The sequence below is a fragment of the Burkholderia pseudomultivorans genome (genome assembly GCF_902499075.1).
Classification (GTDB): Bacteria; Pseudomonadota; Gammaproteobacteria; order Burkholderiales; family Burkholderiaceae; genus Burkholderia; species Burkholderia pseudomultivorans.
In genome coordinates this window covers 21,562-35,424 of the sequence record NZ_CABVPP010000030.1, presented here as the reverse complement: position 1 = coordinate 35,424, position 13,863 = coordinate 21,562, and the positions used below count along the sequence as shown (strand labels likewise).

Genomic DNA, 13,863 nt, shown 5'->3' with positions numbered 1-13,863 from the left:
GATGCAACGTGTCCGGTCCGATGGCGGTACGAGAGTCGTCAGATATTTCATTCTACGCGCCAGCGTCAGAATCGGCAGCGATGAAGCCCCGCTTTAGCGACGAATTTGCGTTTCGTCACCGGTTGTTTCAACTCGTTGCCGTCCACCCGGCAATCGCATGACACGCTTCGAGGCTGGACCCTCGGCGCGCTGCGGCCATGCAGCGCGCCGGCCGGAATGCCTGCCGGTTGCCCGGAGCGGAAGCCCGGCTATCGATTGGCATCCCCAATCATTCCCGGCATGCGTCTTTTCCGGAAAAGCGTCGCGTCCTTCCCTCTGCGACGGGAAAGACGCGACGCACGCGCCGAGCGCCGCTCAGCGGGAAATCGTCTCGAGCGCGATGCCCTTCGTGCGCGGCCCCATCAGCCCGATCGCGGCCATCACGATCACCATCGCGCCCGCGATGAACGCGAACACGCCGACCGTGCCGAACCCCTTGAGCACGGCGGCAATCACGAACGACGAGAAGATCGCCGAGAAGCGGCTCCACGAATAGACGAAGCCGACTGCGCGGGCGCGGATCGACGTCGGGAACAGCTCGGCCTGGTACGCGTGGAAGCTGTACGACATGATGTTGTTCGCGAGCGTGAGGCCGATGCCGAGCACGATCAGGAACGCACCGACCGTGGTCTGGCTGAACATCAGCCCGCAGACGATGATGGCCGCGGCCATCGCGACGATCACCGACTTGCGCTCGAAGCGGTCGGCAATCACGAGGCCGATCAGCGGGCCGATCGGCGCCGCGAGCGCGATCACGCTCGAATACATCAGGCTCGACGTGATCGTGATGCCCTGCTTGATCAGCAGCGTCGGCACCCAGTTCGCAAAGCCGTAGAAGCCGACCGTCTGGAACACGTTGAAGATCGTCATCATGATCGTGCGGCTGCGATACGGCGACACCCACATGTCGCGGAAGCGACCGCGCTCCGCCACCGGCTGCGCGGGCGCGGGCGCCGGCAGCGGCCGCCCGTATTCGGCCTCGACCTTCGCCTCGAGCGCGCGCATCACGCGATCGGCTTCGTCGAGCCGGCCCTGCTGCGCGAGCCAGCGCGGGCTTTCCGGCAAGCCGCGGCGAATCCACCAGACGAAGATCGCGCCATGCGCGCCGATCAGCACGACCCAGCGCCAGCCGTCGAGGCCGAACGGCGCGCGCGGCACCAGCAGATAAGCGAGAAACGCGACCACCGGCACCGCGACGAACCCGACCGCCTGCTCGCACGCGAACGCGCGGCCGCGGATCTGCTTCGGCACGAGTTCGGAGATGTACGTGCCGATCGTCACCATCTCGACGCCGAGGCCGAGACCGACGACGAAGCGCCAGAAGTTCAGCCCGGCCGCGGTGTCCTGGAACGCCATCACGACGTTGGCGGCCGTGTACCACAGCAGCGACCACGTGAAGATCGCGCGGCGGCCGAACCGGTCGGCGAGAAAGCCGCACGCGATCGTGCCGATGAACAGCCCGGAGAACAGCGCGGCGATGAAGCTCGCGACGCCCGTGGTGCCGAACAGCCCGTGCGTCGTCGCGCTGAGGATGCCGCTTTTCACGAGGCCCGGCGCGACGTAGCCGCTGTAGAGCAGGTCGTAGAGCTCGAAGAAGAAGCCGAGGCTCAGCAGCACGACGAGTTTCCAGACGCTGCGCGTCGGCGGCAGGCGGTCGAGGCGTGCCGAGATCGAGCCGGCGTCGATCGGCGAAGATAAGGCGGGTGCCTGCGGAATGCTGTCCGTTGAGGCCATCTTGGATGCGTCTCCTGATCGTGTCGTCTGTTGTTGTCGGCGGCGTCGGGGCGCGCCGCGCGCATCGCTGCATTGTACCGGCACGCCCGACAGTCACGGGGCGAGGCGAGCCACGCCGTTTCGCACCCGATAATGTGTAAATTGCGTAACCGTCTGTCGGGCCCGGCGTGCGCCGCGAACAGCGCCTGCGCTGCCGCCGACTGCCGCCTCCGGCCCGCCGGCACGGGGCGCGCGGGACCGTTTCACGCCGGCGCGCGCCGCCCGAACCGCCGCGAACGGCATGCGCGATCCGCGCGACCGCCATCGCCGCGCCCCGGTAACATGCTACCGGGCCAACCGCCGGCCTGCGGATGCCGTTCGGCAATCGATAGTGTCGGCAAATCGTAAGCATTCCATGTCCATACAACGACTTTCCTCCTACGCACGCCGGATCGCGCTGATCGCGTTGCTGCAGTTCGCCGCGATCGCGACCGCGTCGGCGTTTCCGGCCGCGGCGTCCGCGCCGGGCGCCAGCGCCGTCGGCGCGGCGGCCGTTCCGGCCATTTCGCTGACCGAAGCGGTTGCACAGCTGAAGCAGATGCAGGTCGAACAGGACCGCATCAAGCAGCAGACGGCGACCACCGACAACAGCAAGGCGCTCGACGCGCTCGACGATGCGACCCAGGAACTCAGTACCGCGGTCGAGAAACTGCAGGGCGAGCTCGTCCCGCAGCGCGCACAGATCCAGGCGCAGCTCGACGTACTCGGGCCGCCGCCCGCCGCAGGCGCCGCGCCCGAAACGCCGGCCGTCGCGCAGCAGCGCGCGACGCTGAACGCGCGCAAGGCGCAGATCGATGCCGCACTGAAGCAGGCCGCCGACCAGAAAGCCAATCTCGCGAACCTGTCCGACCAGTTCGCGAAGCTGCATCGCAGCCTGCTGAAGAACCAGCTCGCATTCCGTTCGGGCAGCATCTTCGGCGCGCAATTCTGGCTGCCGCTGTTCCACCTGTCGCCGGAAGACGTGCAGCGGCTCGGCGGCTTCAACGCCGAACTGCGCGACATGCTGCAATCGTCGTGGACGCCCGGCCAACGCACGATCACCGTGCTGCTGCTGATCGCCGCGCTCGCGGTCTGGAGCGGCGGGCGCCGGCTCGTCGAGCGCGCGCTCGCATGGTTCTGCCTGAACCGCCTGCCGCCGACGCGCCTGCGCCGCAGCGCGCTGGCGCTGTCGATGGCCGTCTCGACCTTGCTGACGACCGCGATCGCAGTCCAGATCCTCTACCTCGCGGTGGCGCGCCACTACGAACTCACGCCGGCGATGACCGACCTGTGGGACCAGTTCGCGAAGCTCGCCGCGACCTGCGCGCTGATCGCCGGGCTCGGCCGCGCGCTGCTGTGCACGAACCATCCGACCTGGCGGCTGCCGGCACTCGCCGATCCCGTCGCGCTCGCGATGAAGCCGTTCCCGGGCGTGCTGGCCGGGCTGCTGCTGGTGTCGGGCGCGCTCGAGTCGATCAACCGGATCGCCGACACGAGCCTGTCGGTCACGCTGTTCGGTCGCGGCATCGTGTCGCTCGTCGTCGCGCTGACGGTCGGCGCGTCGCTGTTGCGCTCGAACCGCGTGCGCAGCGCGCTCGCGGCGGCCGGCGAGTCGCCCGAGCAGCGCTCGACGCTCGCCGGGCTGATCCACGCCGGCGTGACGCTGGCGATCGTCGCGTCGCTGGCCGCGCTCGCGATCGGCTACATCACGGTCGCGCGCTTCATCACCTACGAGCTCGTGTGGTTCGAGATCGTGCTGTGCAGCGTGTACGTGCTCACGCAGCTGATGCGCGACGCGAGCGAGAGCCTGTTCTCGGCGAACCTGTCGACCGGCAAGCAGATCAAGCACCTGTTCGCGCTCGACGACAAGCATCTCGAACAGGCGCACACCGTGCTGTCGGGCCTCAGCACGAGCCTGCTGATGCTGCTCGCGGCGATCGCGCTGCTGACGGGCGGCTTCGGCACGACGCCCGGCGACCTGCTCGACAGCGTGACCGCGATGGTCGGCGGCCAGCGGCTGCAGAGCCTGAACATCATGCCCGACCGGATCATGAACGCCGTGATCGGCTTCGCGATCGGCTTCTACCTGCTGCGCTCGGTGCGCCGCTGGCTCGACGACGAGTTCATGCCCGCGCTCGGCATGGACGCCGGGATGCGCGTGTCGCTGATCACGCTGTTCACCAACGTCGGTTACGTGCTGCTCGTGCTGATGACGCTCGGGCTGCTCGGCGTCCGCTGGAACAACCTCGCGTGGATCGTCAGCGCGCTGTCGGTCGGTATCGGCTTCGGCCTGCAGGAGATCGTGAAGAACTTCGTGTCGGGGCTGATCCTGCTGACCGAGCGTCCGGTGAAGGTCGGCGACATGATCAGCATCGCCGGCGTCGAAGGCGACATTCGCCGCATCAACGTGCGCGCGACCGAGATCCAGCTCAGCGATCGCTCGACGGTGATCGTGCCGAACTCGCAGCTGATCTCGCAGAACCTGCGCAACGTGACGATGGGCAACAGCACGCAGGGCGTCGCGACGCTGGTGCTGACGTTTCCGCTGAATACCGATCCCGAGCAGGTGCGCGACCTGCTGCTCGACGCGTATCGCGAGCATCCGGCGATTCTGGAAAAGCCCGCGCCGTCGGTCACGTTCAGCCAGCTCGCGCCGGACGGCATCACGCTGAGCGTGACGGGCTACGTGTCGAGCCCGCGGATCGCGAGTTCGACGAAGAGCGACTTGCTGTTCGAGATCCTGAAGCAGTTGCGCGCGGCCGGCATCACGCTGTCGAGCCCGCAGATGCTGGTCGTGCAGAACATGCCGTCGGCCGACGGCGCCTGAGCGCAGCGCGCCGTCGCCGCGCACGATCGCGCATCGCGTCCCCCGAAACGCAAAAGGCCGGCCGCCGCATCGCGGCAACCGGCCTTCTGCATTGACGCACCGCGCCCTTCCGGGCGCGTTGCCTTACACGTCGAACTTCACCCCCTGCGCCAACGGCAGTTGACGGCTGTAGTTGATCGTGTTCGTCGCACGACGCATATACGCCTTCCACGCATCCGAACCCGACTCGCGGCCACCGCCCGTTTCCTTCTCGCCGCCGAATGCGCCGCCGATCTCCGCGCCGCTCGTGCCGATGTTCACGTTGACGATCCCGCAGTCGCTGCCGGCCGCCGACATGAACTGCTCGGCCTCGCGCATGTCGTTCGTGAAGATCGCCGACGACAGGCCTTGCGGCACCGCGTTGTGCACCGCGATCGCGTCGTCGAAATCGTCGTAGACCATCACGTACAGGATCGGCGCGAAGGTCTCGCGCTCGACCACCGCCGACTGCTTCGGCATCCGGACCAGTGCCGGACGCACGTAGTACGCATCGGCATGACCGACGTCGACGCGCTCGCCGCCCTTCACTTCGCCGCCCTGCTCGCGCGCATCGGCGAGCGCCTTCTGCATCGCGTCGAACGACGCGCGATCGACCAGCGGGCCGACCAGCGTGCCTTCCTCGAGCGGATTGCCGACCTTCACCGACGCGTAGGCCTTCTCGATGCGCGGCAGCAGCTGGTCGACGATGCTGCGATGGACGATCAGGCGGCGCAGCGTCGTGCAGCGCTGGCCGGCCGTGCCGACCGCCGCGAACGTGACCGCGCGCACGACGAGATCGAGATCCGCGCTCGGCGCGACGATCATCCCGTTGTTGCCGCCGAGTTCGAGGATGCCGCGCGCGAGACGCTGGCTCAGCACCTTCGCGACTTCCGTGCCCATCCGCACGCTGCCCGTCGCGCTGACGACCGGCACCTTCTTCGACGCGGTCAGCACCTCGCCGACATCGCGCATGCCGAGCACCAGTTGATGCAGGCCTTCCGGCGCCACGCCCGGATGGGTCTTGTCGAATTCGCGCAGCGCCTTGCCGAGCAGCACGTGGCACGCGATCGCGGTGAGCGGCGTCTTTTCCGACGGCTTCCACACGACCGGGTCGCCGCACACGAACGCAAGCGCCGCATTCCACGCCCACACGGCGACCGGGAAGTTGAACGCCGAGATCACGCCGCACACGCCGATCGGGTGCCACGTTTCCATCATCCGGTGACCCGGGCGCTCCGACGCGATCGTCAGGCCGTAGAGCTGGCGCGACAGGCCGACCGCGAAATCGCAGATGTCGATCATTTCCTGCACTTCGCCGAGGCCTTCCGACGTGATCTTGCCGGCCTCGAGCGTGACGAGGCGGCCGAGCGCGGCCTTGTGCTCGCGCAGCACGTTGCCGAACACGCGTACAAGCTCGCCGCGCACCGGCGCGGGCACCGTGCGCCACTTGAGGAATGCATCGTGCGCGGCGTCGATCTTGCGCTCGGCGTCGGCGGGCGTATCGACCGCCAGCGTCGCGAGCGTCGCGCCGTCGAGCGGCGAGCGCGCGGTCAGCGCGTTGCCTTTCCACTGGGCGAGATCGATGTCGAGCGCAGCAAGAATGTCGTTGAATTGCATCACTTCCTCTTCAGGGACAGATTGATCGGTGCGGCGGCGACGCCGCCCGCGTGATTCGATTGGAGCGCGTTCGCGCGCCCTGTGCAAGCGGATGCGCGCCGCGAGCGGCCCGTTGCGCGGGCGCGGCGGCCTCGCCGGACATCCGTCCGGCCGGCGCAAGCCCGCCTCGCGAGGCACGATCCATGCAGCACATTGTCGATGGCCACAAGTCGGGCCGCTATTGATATTAACTCACGACTTCATTCCCAAAACGCAACACCTCGGCGGCACGAAGCGCCCCGTCCCGGCCTGCCGACCGGATATCGCCGAAGCCGGCACCGCGCGGCGCCGCCCCCCGTGATCCGGCGCGACTTGATGAGCCAGCCGCATCAACCAGTTCGGAAATATCGTTTGCAGCCGGTTTGCCGACCCCACACAATCGGGCCGCGTCGAGGTGCCGCCGCGGCCGGCGCGCCGACGGCCGCCCGCGCCTCATATCGAAAAAACAATTCCGGAGACAGCGCCCAGCACCCGCCATGCACTCAGATGCCCGCCCCGATTCCTCTCGCCCGCCCGGTTCGCGTCCCGCGAAGCCGGCCCTTCACCGCAGCCTGCAGGCGCGCCATCTGCGCATGATCGCGATCGGCGGCTCGATCGGCACGGGCCTGTTCGTCGCGTCCGGCGCGTCGATCTCGCAGGCCGGCCCCGGCGGCGCGATGGTCGCGTACATGCTGATCGGCCTGATGGTGTACTTCCTGATGACGAGCCTCGGCGAAATGGCCGCGTTCATGCCGGTGTCGGGCTCGTTCGCGACCTACGGGTCGAAGTTCGTCGACGAAGGCTTCGGCTTCGCGCTCGGCTGGAACTACTGGTACAGCTGGGCCGTCACGCTCGCGGTCGAGCTGGTCGCCGCGCAGCTCGTGATGAACTACTGGTTTCCGCATGTGCCGGGCGTCTGGTGGAGCGCGCTGTTCCTCACGCTGATCTTCGCGCTCAACGCGCTGTCGGTGCGCGGCTTCGGCGAGGCCGAATACTGGTTCGCGCTGATCAAGGTGCTGACCGTGATCGCGTTCCTCGGCATCGGCCTGCTGATGATCTTCGGCGTGTTGACGGGCGGCCCGAGCGCGGGCCTCGCGAACTTCTCGATCGGCGACGCGCCGTTCGCGGGCGGCTGGGCGGCGATGCTCGGCGTCGCGATGATCGCGGGCTTCTCGTTCCAGGGCACCGAAATGATCGGCGTCGCGGCCGGCGAATCGGAGAACCCGCGCACGACGATTCCGCGCGCGGTCAGCCAGATCTTCTGGCGGATCCTGCTGTTCTACGTGCTCGCGATCTTCGTGATCGGCGTGCTGATCCCGTATACCGACCCGAGCCTGCTGAAAAGCGACGTGACCGACATCGGCGTGAGTCCGTTTACGCTGGTGTTCCGCCACGCGGGCCTCGCGTTCGCGGCCGGCGTGATGAATGCGGTGATCCTGACGGCCGTGCTGTCGGCCGGCAACTCCGGCATGTATGCATCGACGCGGATGCTGTACAACCTCGCCGTCGAAGGCCGCGCGCCGAAATGGTTCGCGAAGCTGTCGCCAGGCGGCGTGCCGCGCAACGCGCTGTATGCGACGACCGCAGTCGGTGCGCTGTGCTTCCTCACGTCGCTGTACGGCAACAAGACCGTCTATCTGTGGCTGCTGAACACGTCGGGGATGGCCGGCTTCGTCACGTGGCTCGGCATCGCGGTCAGCCACTACCGGTTCCGCAAGGGCCTGCTGAAGCAGGGCTATCGCCTCGACCAGCTGCCGTACCGCGCGAAGTGGTTCCCGTTCGGGCCGATCTTCGCGTTCGTGCTGTGCGCGATCGTCGCGCTGGGCCAGGACTATCAGGCCTTCCTCGCCGACCGGGTCGACTGGGCCGGCATCGCCGCGACCTACATCGGCCTGCCGTTCTTCCTCCTGATCTGGCTCGGCTATGCGCTCGCGCGCAAATGCCGCCTCGTCCGCTACGAGGACATGGAGATCGCGCCGTGGATCGAGCGCAACGCGGCGTCCGAGCCGGTAGCGGACAGCACCGCCGGCTACCCGGCCGGCGTCGCGCGCGCGGCGAACCCGACGCCGGGCATCTGACCGAGGACGCGCGATACCGCGCAGGCCGCCCGCCGCGGCGGCCCGACCACCATTCGACGCGGCGCGCGCATTCAGGCAAGATCGACGCGCGCCGCCTGTTTTTCCGCCGTTACGAGTCATCGAATCGCATGCAGAACTTCTACGAAGCCACCGTTACCCGCCAGCCCTATCCGCAACTGACCGGCACCCTCGACACGCAGGTCTGCATCGTCGGCGGCGGCCTCGCCGGCCTGTGCACGGCGCTCGGTCTCGTCGAGCGCGGCGTGCGCGACGTGATCGTGCTCGATGGCGAGCGGGTCGGCTTCGGCGCGTCGGGCCGCAACGGCGGCTTCGTGTTCGGCGGCTACAGCCTCGACAACGCGGACCTGCTGCGCACGCTCGGCCGCGACGAAGCGCGCCGCCTGTACCGCCTGACGATCGACGCGGTCGACCTGATCCGCGCGCGGATCGCGCGCTACGGCATCGACTGCGACATCGTCGACGAGGGCGTGATGCTCGCGAACTGGTTCGACGATCCGTCGCGGCTCGACAGCGTGCGTTCGCTGATGAAGCGCGAATTCGACGTCGACTGGCAACCGGTCGCGACCGACGCGCTGCGCGCGCGGCTGAAAAGCACGCGCTATTACGGCGGCCTGTTCGAGCCGAACGCGTTCCACTTCCATCCGCTCAAGTACGTGCTCGGCGTCGCGGCGGCCGCGGCGCGCGGCGGCGCGCGCATCTACGAACGCTCGGCCGCGCTCGGCATCGCGCGCGAAGGCGCCGGCTACGTCGTGCGCACCGCACAGGGCGCGGTACGCGCGAAGGACGTCGTGTTCGCGGGCGGCGGCTACGCGCGCGGCGTGTCGCCGCGCATCGAGCGCGCGGTGCTGCCGATCGCCACTTACGTGATCGCGACCGAGCCGCTCGGCGAACGCCTGAAGACGGCGATCGACGCACCTTACGCGATCTACGACACGCGCTTCGCGTTCGACTACTACCGTCCGCTGAAGGACACGCGGATCCTGTGGGGCGGCCGGATCTCGGTGCTCGACCGCGGCCCCGACGCGATCGCGCGCCTGCTGCGGCGCGATCTGCTGCGCGTCTATCCGCAGCTCGCGGACGTGAAGGTCGAATACGCGTGGGGCGGGCTGATGAGCTACGCGCGGCACAAGATGCCGCAGATCGGCCGCGACGCGGACGGCGTATGGCACGCGATCGCGTTCGGCGGCCACGGGATGGCGCCGACCACGGTGGCCGGCGAGACGCTCGCCGCCGCGCTGGCCGAAGGCCGGCCGGTGCCGGACGGCTTCGGCGCGTTCGGGCTCACACGCACCTTCGGGCTCGCGGGGCTGGCCGCCGCGCAGCTCACGTACACCGCGTACCAGGCCCGCGACGCGCTCGCGTCGTGCCGCCGCTGAGCGTGGCGCGGCGGCGAAAACCGCGCCGGGATTAGAGCGGCGGGTCGGCGGGACGCCGTTTTTCCGCATGCTAGAATGCCCGTTCCACGCCGCCGCTAAGCCACAACAACGTCACATGAAAGCAGGAAGCAAGGCCGCCACGTCCGCCCCCCGCGCGCTTCCGTCCGATGCGCGGCGCAAATACGATCCCGAGCAAACCAAGCGCAACATCCTCGACGTCGCCACGCAGGAATTCTCCGCGATGGGCCTCGCCGGCGCGCGCGTCGATGCGATCGCCGAGCGCACCAACACGACGAAGCGGATGCTCTACTACTACTTCGAAAGCAAGGAAGGCCTGTACGAGGCCGTGCTGGAGAAGGTCTACGGCGACATCCGCGAGCTCGAGCAGGAACTGCACGTCGGCGACATGGAGCCGCGCGAAGGGATGCGCCGGCTCGTCGAATTCACGTTCGACTATCACGACAAGCATCGCGACTTCGTCCGCCTCGTGTCGATCGAGAACATCCACGGCGCGAAGTATCTCGAACAGCTGAAGTCGTTCAAGAACCGCAACGTCAGCATCATCAAGACGCTCGAGGAACTGCTCGAGCGCGGCGCGGCAAGCGGCGTGTTCCGCCAGGACATCGACGCATTCGACCTGCACCTGCTGATCAGTTCCTTCTGCTTCCATCGCGTGTCGAACCGCTACACGTTCGGCGCCGCGTTCGGCCGCGACCCGTCGGCGCCGCGCCTGCGCGCACGGCATCGCGAGACGATCGCCGATTCCGTGCTGCGCTACGTCGCCGCATAACGCGGTGTCAAGCGGTTTCGCGCGGCGGCCGCGTCGCAGCCGCGCGCGTGCGTCGGTCCGTCAGTTCGTCGGCGCGCTCGACGCCAGCGCGATCCGCGCCTTCTCCTCGGGGCTGCCCGCCACGTAGTACTTCTTCGCCCAGCTCGAATCGGGCGCGAGCGCGAGCCGCGCATGCGCGCCCGTGCTGCCCTGCTTCGCCTCGATCGCGAGCGCTCGCGCCCGGTAATGTTCGTAGAGCCGCAGGAATTCCGCGAGATAGGTGCCGGCGATCCGCGCGTCGCGAATCTCGAGCAGGTTCTCGTCGTTGTACTGCTCGGAATTGCGGCTCATGTTCGCCGAACCCGTATAGACGACCGGATTCGCGCCTTCCGCATCGATCACGATGAACTTGTGGTGGATCACGACGGGCGGATAGGCCGGCGCCGGTTCGCCCGGGAACAGCCGCAATTCCGGCTCGAAGCCCTGCGGCACCGTCGCGGGCGAGAAATACGCGGCGTCGATCACGTCGCGACGGTCGCGCCGGCGATGGTACAGCTCGAGGTTCGCGAGCGTCGCCGCATCGAGCGACTGCCCCGCCTGCTGCGCGGTGTCGGCCTTCGTCGCGCTGCCGACGTTGATCCGGTTCACGAGCCCGAACATCATCAGCCCGCGGTCGCCGGCCGCGAAGCACGCGTCGCGCAGCGCCGCGTCGGTCGGCATGAACAGGCAGAACGACACCGAATGCTGCGCAGCCGCGATCGCGGCGACGATCGTGTCGATCTCGGTGCGCTGTCCCGCCGGCTCCGGCGAAAACGCGACGCGCACCTGCGCGCTGCCGACCGTCAGCGGCGCCGACCAGCCCGACGACAGGCGCGCGGTCTCCGCGATCGACGGATTCGCGGCCAGCGCCCGCGCGCGCTCGTTGTACAGCGCGGCGAGCGCGGGCGAGTCGAACGCGTGCAGCACGTTGGCCTGCTCGGTCAGCCCTTCGGTCGTGAAATTCGCGGAGCCGGTCAGCACGCGCGCGGGCGACGCATGCGCCGGCGCGTCCGTCACGATGAACTTGTCGTGCATGATGTGCGTCCTGTCGCGCGGCGCGAGCGTCGCGAGGCCCTGCAGCGCGTCGACGGCCGGCTGGTTCGGCGACGGCAGCGGCGGCTTGCCCTTGCGCGTCGTCACGTGCGCATCGTAGACGATCGCGAGCGACGCTTCGCCGTGCGCATGCCCGAACGCTTCGAAGGCGGGCAGCGCCCACAGCGTGTCCGTCAGGTGATAGACGGCCGACGCCGCGCGCGAGGCTGGATCGAGCATCTCGGCGAACACCTGCTCCATGTCGTTCGCGAGCCAGGTGCGCAGCTTCAGCGCCTGCGCGTCGCTCGGCGCTTCGCCCGGCGCGAGGCCGAGCACGGCGACCTGCTTCGCGAACGCCTGCGAACTGACCACCGCGCGGTTGAACCACGTGCCGATGCCGTCCTCCACGTGCGCGGGCAGCACGACGCGGCACGCGCCGGCCTGCGCGTCGAGCACCTGCAGGTTCGCCGGCGTGCCGACGACCGGATAGACGTCGTAGCGGAAGGCAGCGCCGCGGTCCTGCGGATCGATGCGCGCGTCCCACCACATGAATTTCTGGATCGGCGCCTGATCGGTCGGCGCGTCGCCCTGCGTGTCGGCAGCCGGGCCGTCGAAGGTCAGGCGGTTCGGCAGCCAGCTGTACGGCGCGCGCGTCCTGCCGTCGGCCGACCAGAAGCCGGGCGTGCGCCGGATCGCGAAACCGAGGAAGTCGGTGCGCGACGCCGCATCGGGCCAGTCGAAGGCCAGCAGGACCAGGGTGGGGGATAGATAGCTGCGCACGCTGACGGACATCGTTGCTCCCAGGCTCGGGGCCGGTCGAATGGACGAATCGGGAAGGTTCTCGACGGGCGGCGGGAGCGCGCGAATCGCGGCCCGCCGTGCGCGCGGCTTTCACCGGCCGGGCCGGCAGGGCGCGCGAGATTCGACGAGAACCTGCCCGAGTGTCCGCAACGGTGTTGCCGTCCGGATGACGGTTCGATGAATCTTGTGTGTCAGGCGTGCGTCAGTCGCACAGCAGCAGCTCGATGCCGCGCGCGGTCAGCGCACGGCGCACGGCCTTGTCCGGCGCGCGTTCGGTCACGAGATAGCGCGCCGCCGAGGTGCCGTTGATCCGCACCGGCGTCACGCGGCCGAACTTCGAGTGATCGGCGACGATGATCGCCGTGCCGGCCGCCGCGATCATCCGGCTGCGCACCTCGGCCGCGAGCCGCGAGTAGTCGGTGCATTCGCCGTCGGCCGTGATGCCGCCCGCGCCGACGAACGCGAAATCGACGTGGTACTGCGCAAGCTGCTGGATCGTGTCGAGCCCGAACGTCGCGTCCTCGTCGTCGGACAGCTCGCCGCCGAGCAGCGTCACGCGGTTGCCGTTGCGGCGCGCGAGCACGAACGCGGTGCGCCAGTCGTTCGTGTAGATCGACAGCCGGTGCCGGTCGGCGAGCGCCAGCGCGACCGCGTGCGGCGTGCTGCCGGAATCGATCAGCACCGATGCGTCGTCGGGTACGAATTCGGCCGCGCGCCGCCCGATCTGGCGCTTCGCGTCGGCGTTCGCCGCCTCGCGTTCGGACAGGCTCGGCTCGCGCCGGTCCGCGGCCAGCGCGCCGCCGTGCGTCATCACGAGCAGACCGCGCGCGGCCAGCGCGTTCAGGTCGCGCCGCACCGTCTCGCGCGATACGTCGAGCGAACGCACGAGTTCCGCGACCGACAGCGCGCCCGATCGCCCGAGTTCCGACAGGATGTATTGGTGACGTTGTTCCGCGAGCATCGCGTGATGCGCCCGAGGCGGCAGGTAATGGGAAAGCCGTCCATTGTATTACGGACGTTTGACGGCCATTTGACGACGGCGCGTCATGCGACGGCGCGTCATGCGTCCGCGCCGCCCGGCGGCCGAGGCGGGCAAATGCGAAATTCTGTATTGCCTGACGCGTGCGAATCGGCGCGGCGCCGGTTGCTACACTCTGCGCTTCGCCAAACGACAGACCATGCAGGGGGCTTGCGCAATGTATCGCAAAGGCAGTGTGCTCGAAATCCAGTTTTCGCCCGACCGGCTCAACGACGCGGCCGGCGATCCGTACTGGATCGACCTCACGCTCGACGAGGCGCGCCGCCTGTACGAGCAGCTCGCCGCGCGCTTCGCGACCGATGCGCGCGCCAACCAGCCGCTCGACACGTTCTTGCTCGACGACTGATTGCGCGTCGTCCCGGCGGCCGGCACGGCCCGTGCGCGGCACGCGGGCGGCGGTTCGTGCGCGACGCCCCGCCGCCCGCTTTCGCGCACCG

At 68.8% G+C, this 13,863-nt stretch carries 9 protein-coding genes; 5 read left to right on the top strand and 4 right to left on the bottom strand.

Annotated features, from left to right (window positions below; genetic code table 11):
• Positions 1–354 precede the first annotated feature (354 nt).
• Complete coding sequence (locus BST28156_RS19720; RefSeq protein WP_174903165.1) at positions 355–1,773, bottom strand: MFS transporter; 1,419 nt, start codon at positions 1,771–1,773, stop codon at positions 355–357.
• Positions 1,774–2,167: 394 nt separating this feature from the next.
• Between BST28156_RS19720 and BST28156_RS19715 the strand changes: the two genes are divergently transcribed.
• Positions 2,168–4,618 carry a DUF3772 domain-containing protein gene (locus BST28156_RS19715; RefSeq protein WP_174903164.1) on the top strand — a complete coding sequence of 817 codons (2,451 nt, stop codon included), beginning with the start codon at positions 2,168–2,170 and terminating at the stop codon, positions 4,616–4,618.
• 123 nt (positions 4,619–4,741) lie between these two features.
• Here BST28156_RS19715 and amaB read toward each other — a convergent pair whose 3' ends face one another.
• Complete coding sequence (gene amaB / locus BST28156_RS19710) at positions 4,742–6,253, bottom strand: L-piperidine-6-carboxylate dehydrogenase (protein WP_060242753.1); 1,512 nt, start codon at positions 6,251–6,253, stop codon at positions 4,742–4,744.
• A 515-nt stretch (positions 6,254–6,768) separates the two neighbouring features.
• Here amaB and BST28156_RS19705 point away from each other — a divergent pair.
• From BST28156_RS19705 to BST28156_RS19695, 3 genes are all read left to right on the top strand, one after another.
• A complete protein-coding gene (locus BST28156_RS19705) occupies positions 6,769–8,349 on the top strand; it encodes an amino acid permease (protein WP_174903163.1) in 1,581 nt (526 codons plus the stop codon).
• A gap of 128 nt (positions 8,350–8,477) precedes the next feature.
• Positions 8,478–9,746: an NAD(P)/FAD-dependent oxidoreductase gene (locus tag BST28156_RS19700; protein ID WP_174903162.1), complete on the top strand. Its 1,269-nt coding sequence runs from the start codon at positions 8,478–8,480 to the stop codon at positions 9,744–9,746.
• A gap of 115 nt (positions 9,747–9,861) precedes the next feature.
• On the top strand, positions 9,862–10,536 hold the full coding sequence (locus BST28156_RS19695) for a TetR/AcrR family transcriptional regulator (RefSeq protein WP_009689240.1): 675 nt from the start codon (positions 9,862–9,864) through the stop codon (positions 10,534–10,536).
• A 60-nt stretch (positions 10,537–10,596) separates the two neighbouring features.
• On the opposite strand, the gene BST28156_RS19690 is transcribed toward BST28156_RS19695, so the two are convergent.
• Complete coding sequence (locus tag BST28156_RS19690; protein ID WP_174903161.1) at positions 10,597–12,378, bottom strand: phospholipase D-like domain-containing protein; 1,782 nt, start codon at positions 12,376–12,378, stop codon at positions 10,597–10,599.
• Positions 12,379–12,589: 211 nt separating this feature from the next.
• Complete coding sequence (locus BST28156_RS19685) at positions 12,590–13,348, bottom strand: DeoR/GlpR family DNA-binding transcription regulator (protein ID WP_060242745.1); 759 nt, start codon at positions 13,346–13,348, stop codon at positions 12,590–12,592.
• Between the two features lie 235 nt (positions 13,349–13,583).
• On the opposite strand from BST28156_RS19685, the gene BST28156_RS19680 reads away from it, so the two are divergent.
• Positions 13,584–13,772, top strand: a complete 189-nt coding sequence (locus tag BST28156_RS19680) for a hypothetical protein (protein WP_174903160.1) — start codon at positions 13,584–13,586, stop codon at positions 13,770–13,772.
• Positions 13,773–13,863: the final 91 nt, after the last annotated feature.

Excerpts from the sequence above, each read along its gene's own strand:
- BST28156_RS19700 (WP_174903162.1), top strand. The coding sequence starts at position 8,478 with ATGCAGAACTTCTACGAAGCCACCGTTACCCGCCAGCCCTATCCGCAA.
- amaB (WP_060242753.1), bottom strand. The coding sequence starts at position 6,253 with ATGCAATTCAACGACATTCTTGCTGCGCTCGACATCGATCTCGCCCAG.
- BST28156_RS19695 (WP_009689240.1), top strand. The coding sequence starts at position 9,862 with ATGAAAGCAGGAAGCAAGGCCGCCACGTCCGCCCCCCGCGCGCTTCCG.
- BST28156_RS19715 (WP_174903164.1), top strand. The coding sequence starts at position 2,168 with ATGTCCATACAACGACTTTCCTCCTACGCACGCCGGATCGCGCTGATC.
- BST28156_RS19685 (WP_060242745.1), bottom strand. The coding sequence starts at position 13,348 with ATGCTCGCGGAACAACGTCACCAATACATCCTGTCGGAACTCGGGCGA.
- BST28156_RS19680 (WP_174903160.1), top strand. The coding sequence starts at position 13,584 with ATGTATCGCAAAGGCAGTGTGCTCGAAATCCAGTTTTCGCCCGACCGG.
- BST28156_RS19720 (WP_174903165.1), bottom strand. The coding sequence starts at position 1,773 with ATGGCCTCAACGGACAGCATTCCGCAGGCACCCGCCTTATCTTCGCCG.
- BST28156_RS19705 (WP_174903163.1), top strand. The coding sequence starts at position 6,769 with ATGCACTCAGATGCCCGCCCCGATTCCTCTCGCCCGCCCGGTTCGCGT.
- BST28156_RS19690 (WP_174903161.1), bottom strand. The coding sequence starts at position 12,378 with ATGTCCGTCAGCGTGCGCAGCTATCTATCCCCCACCCTGGTCCTGCTG.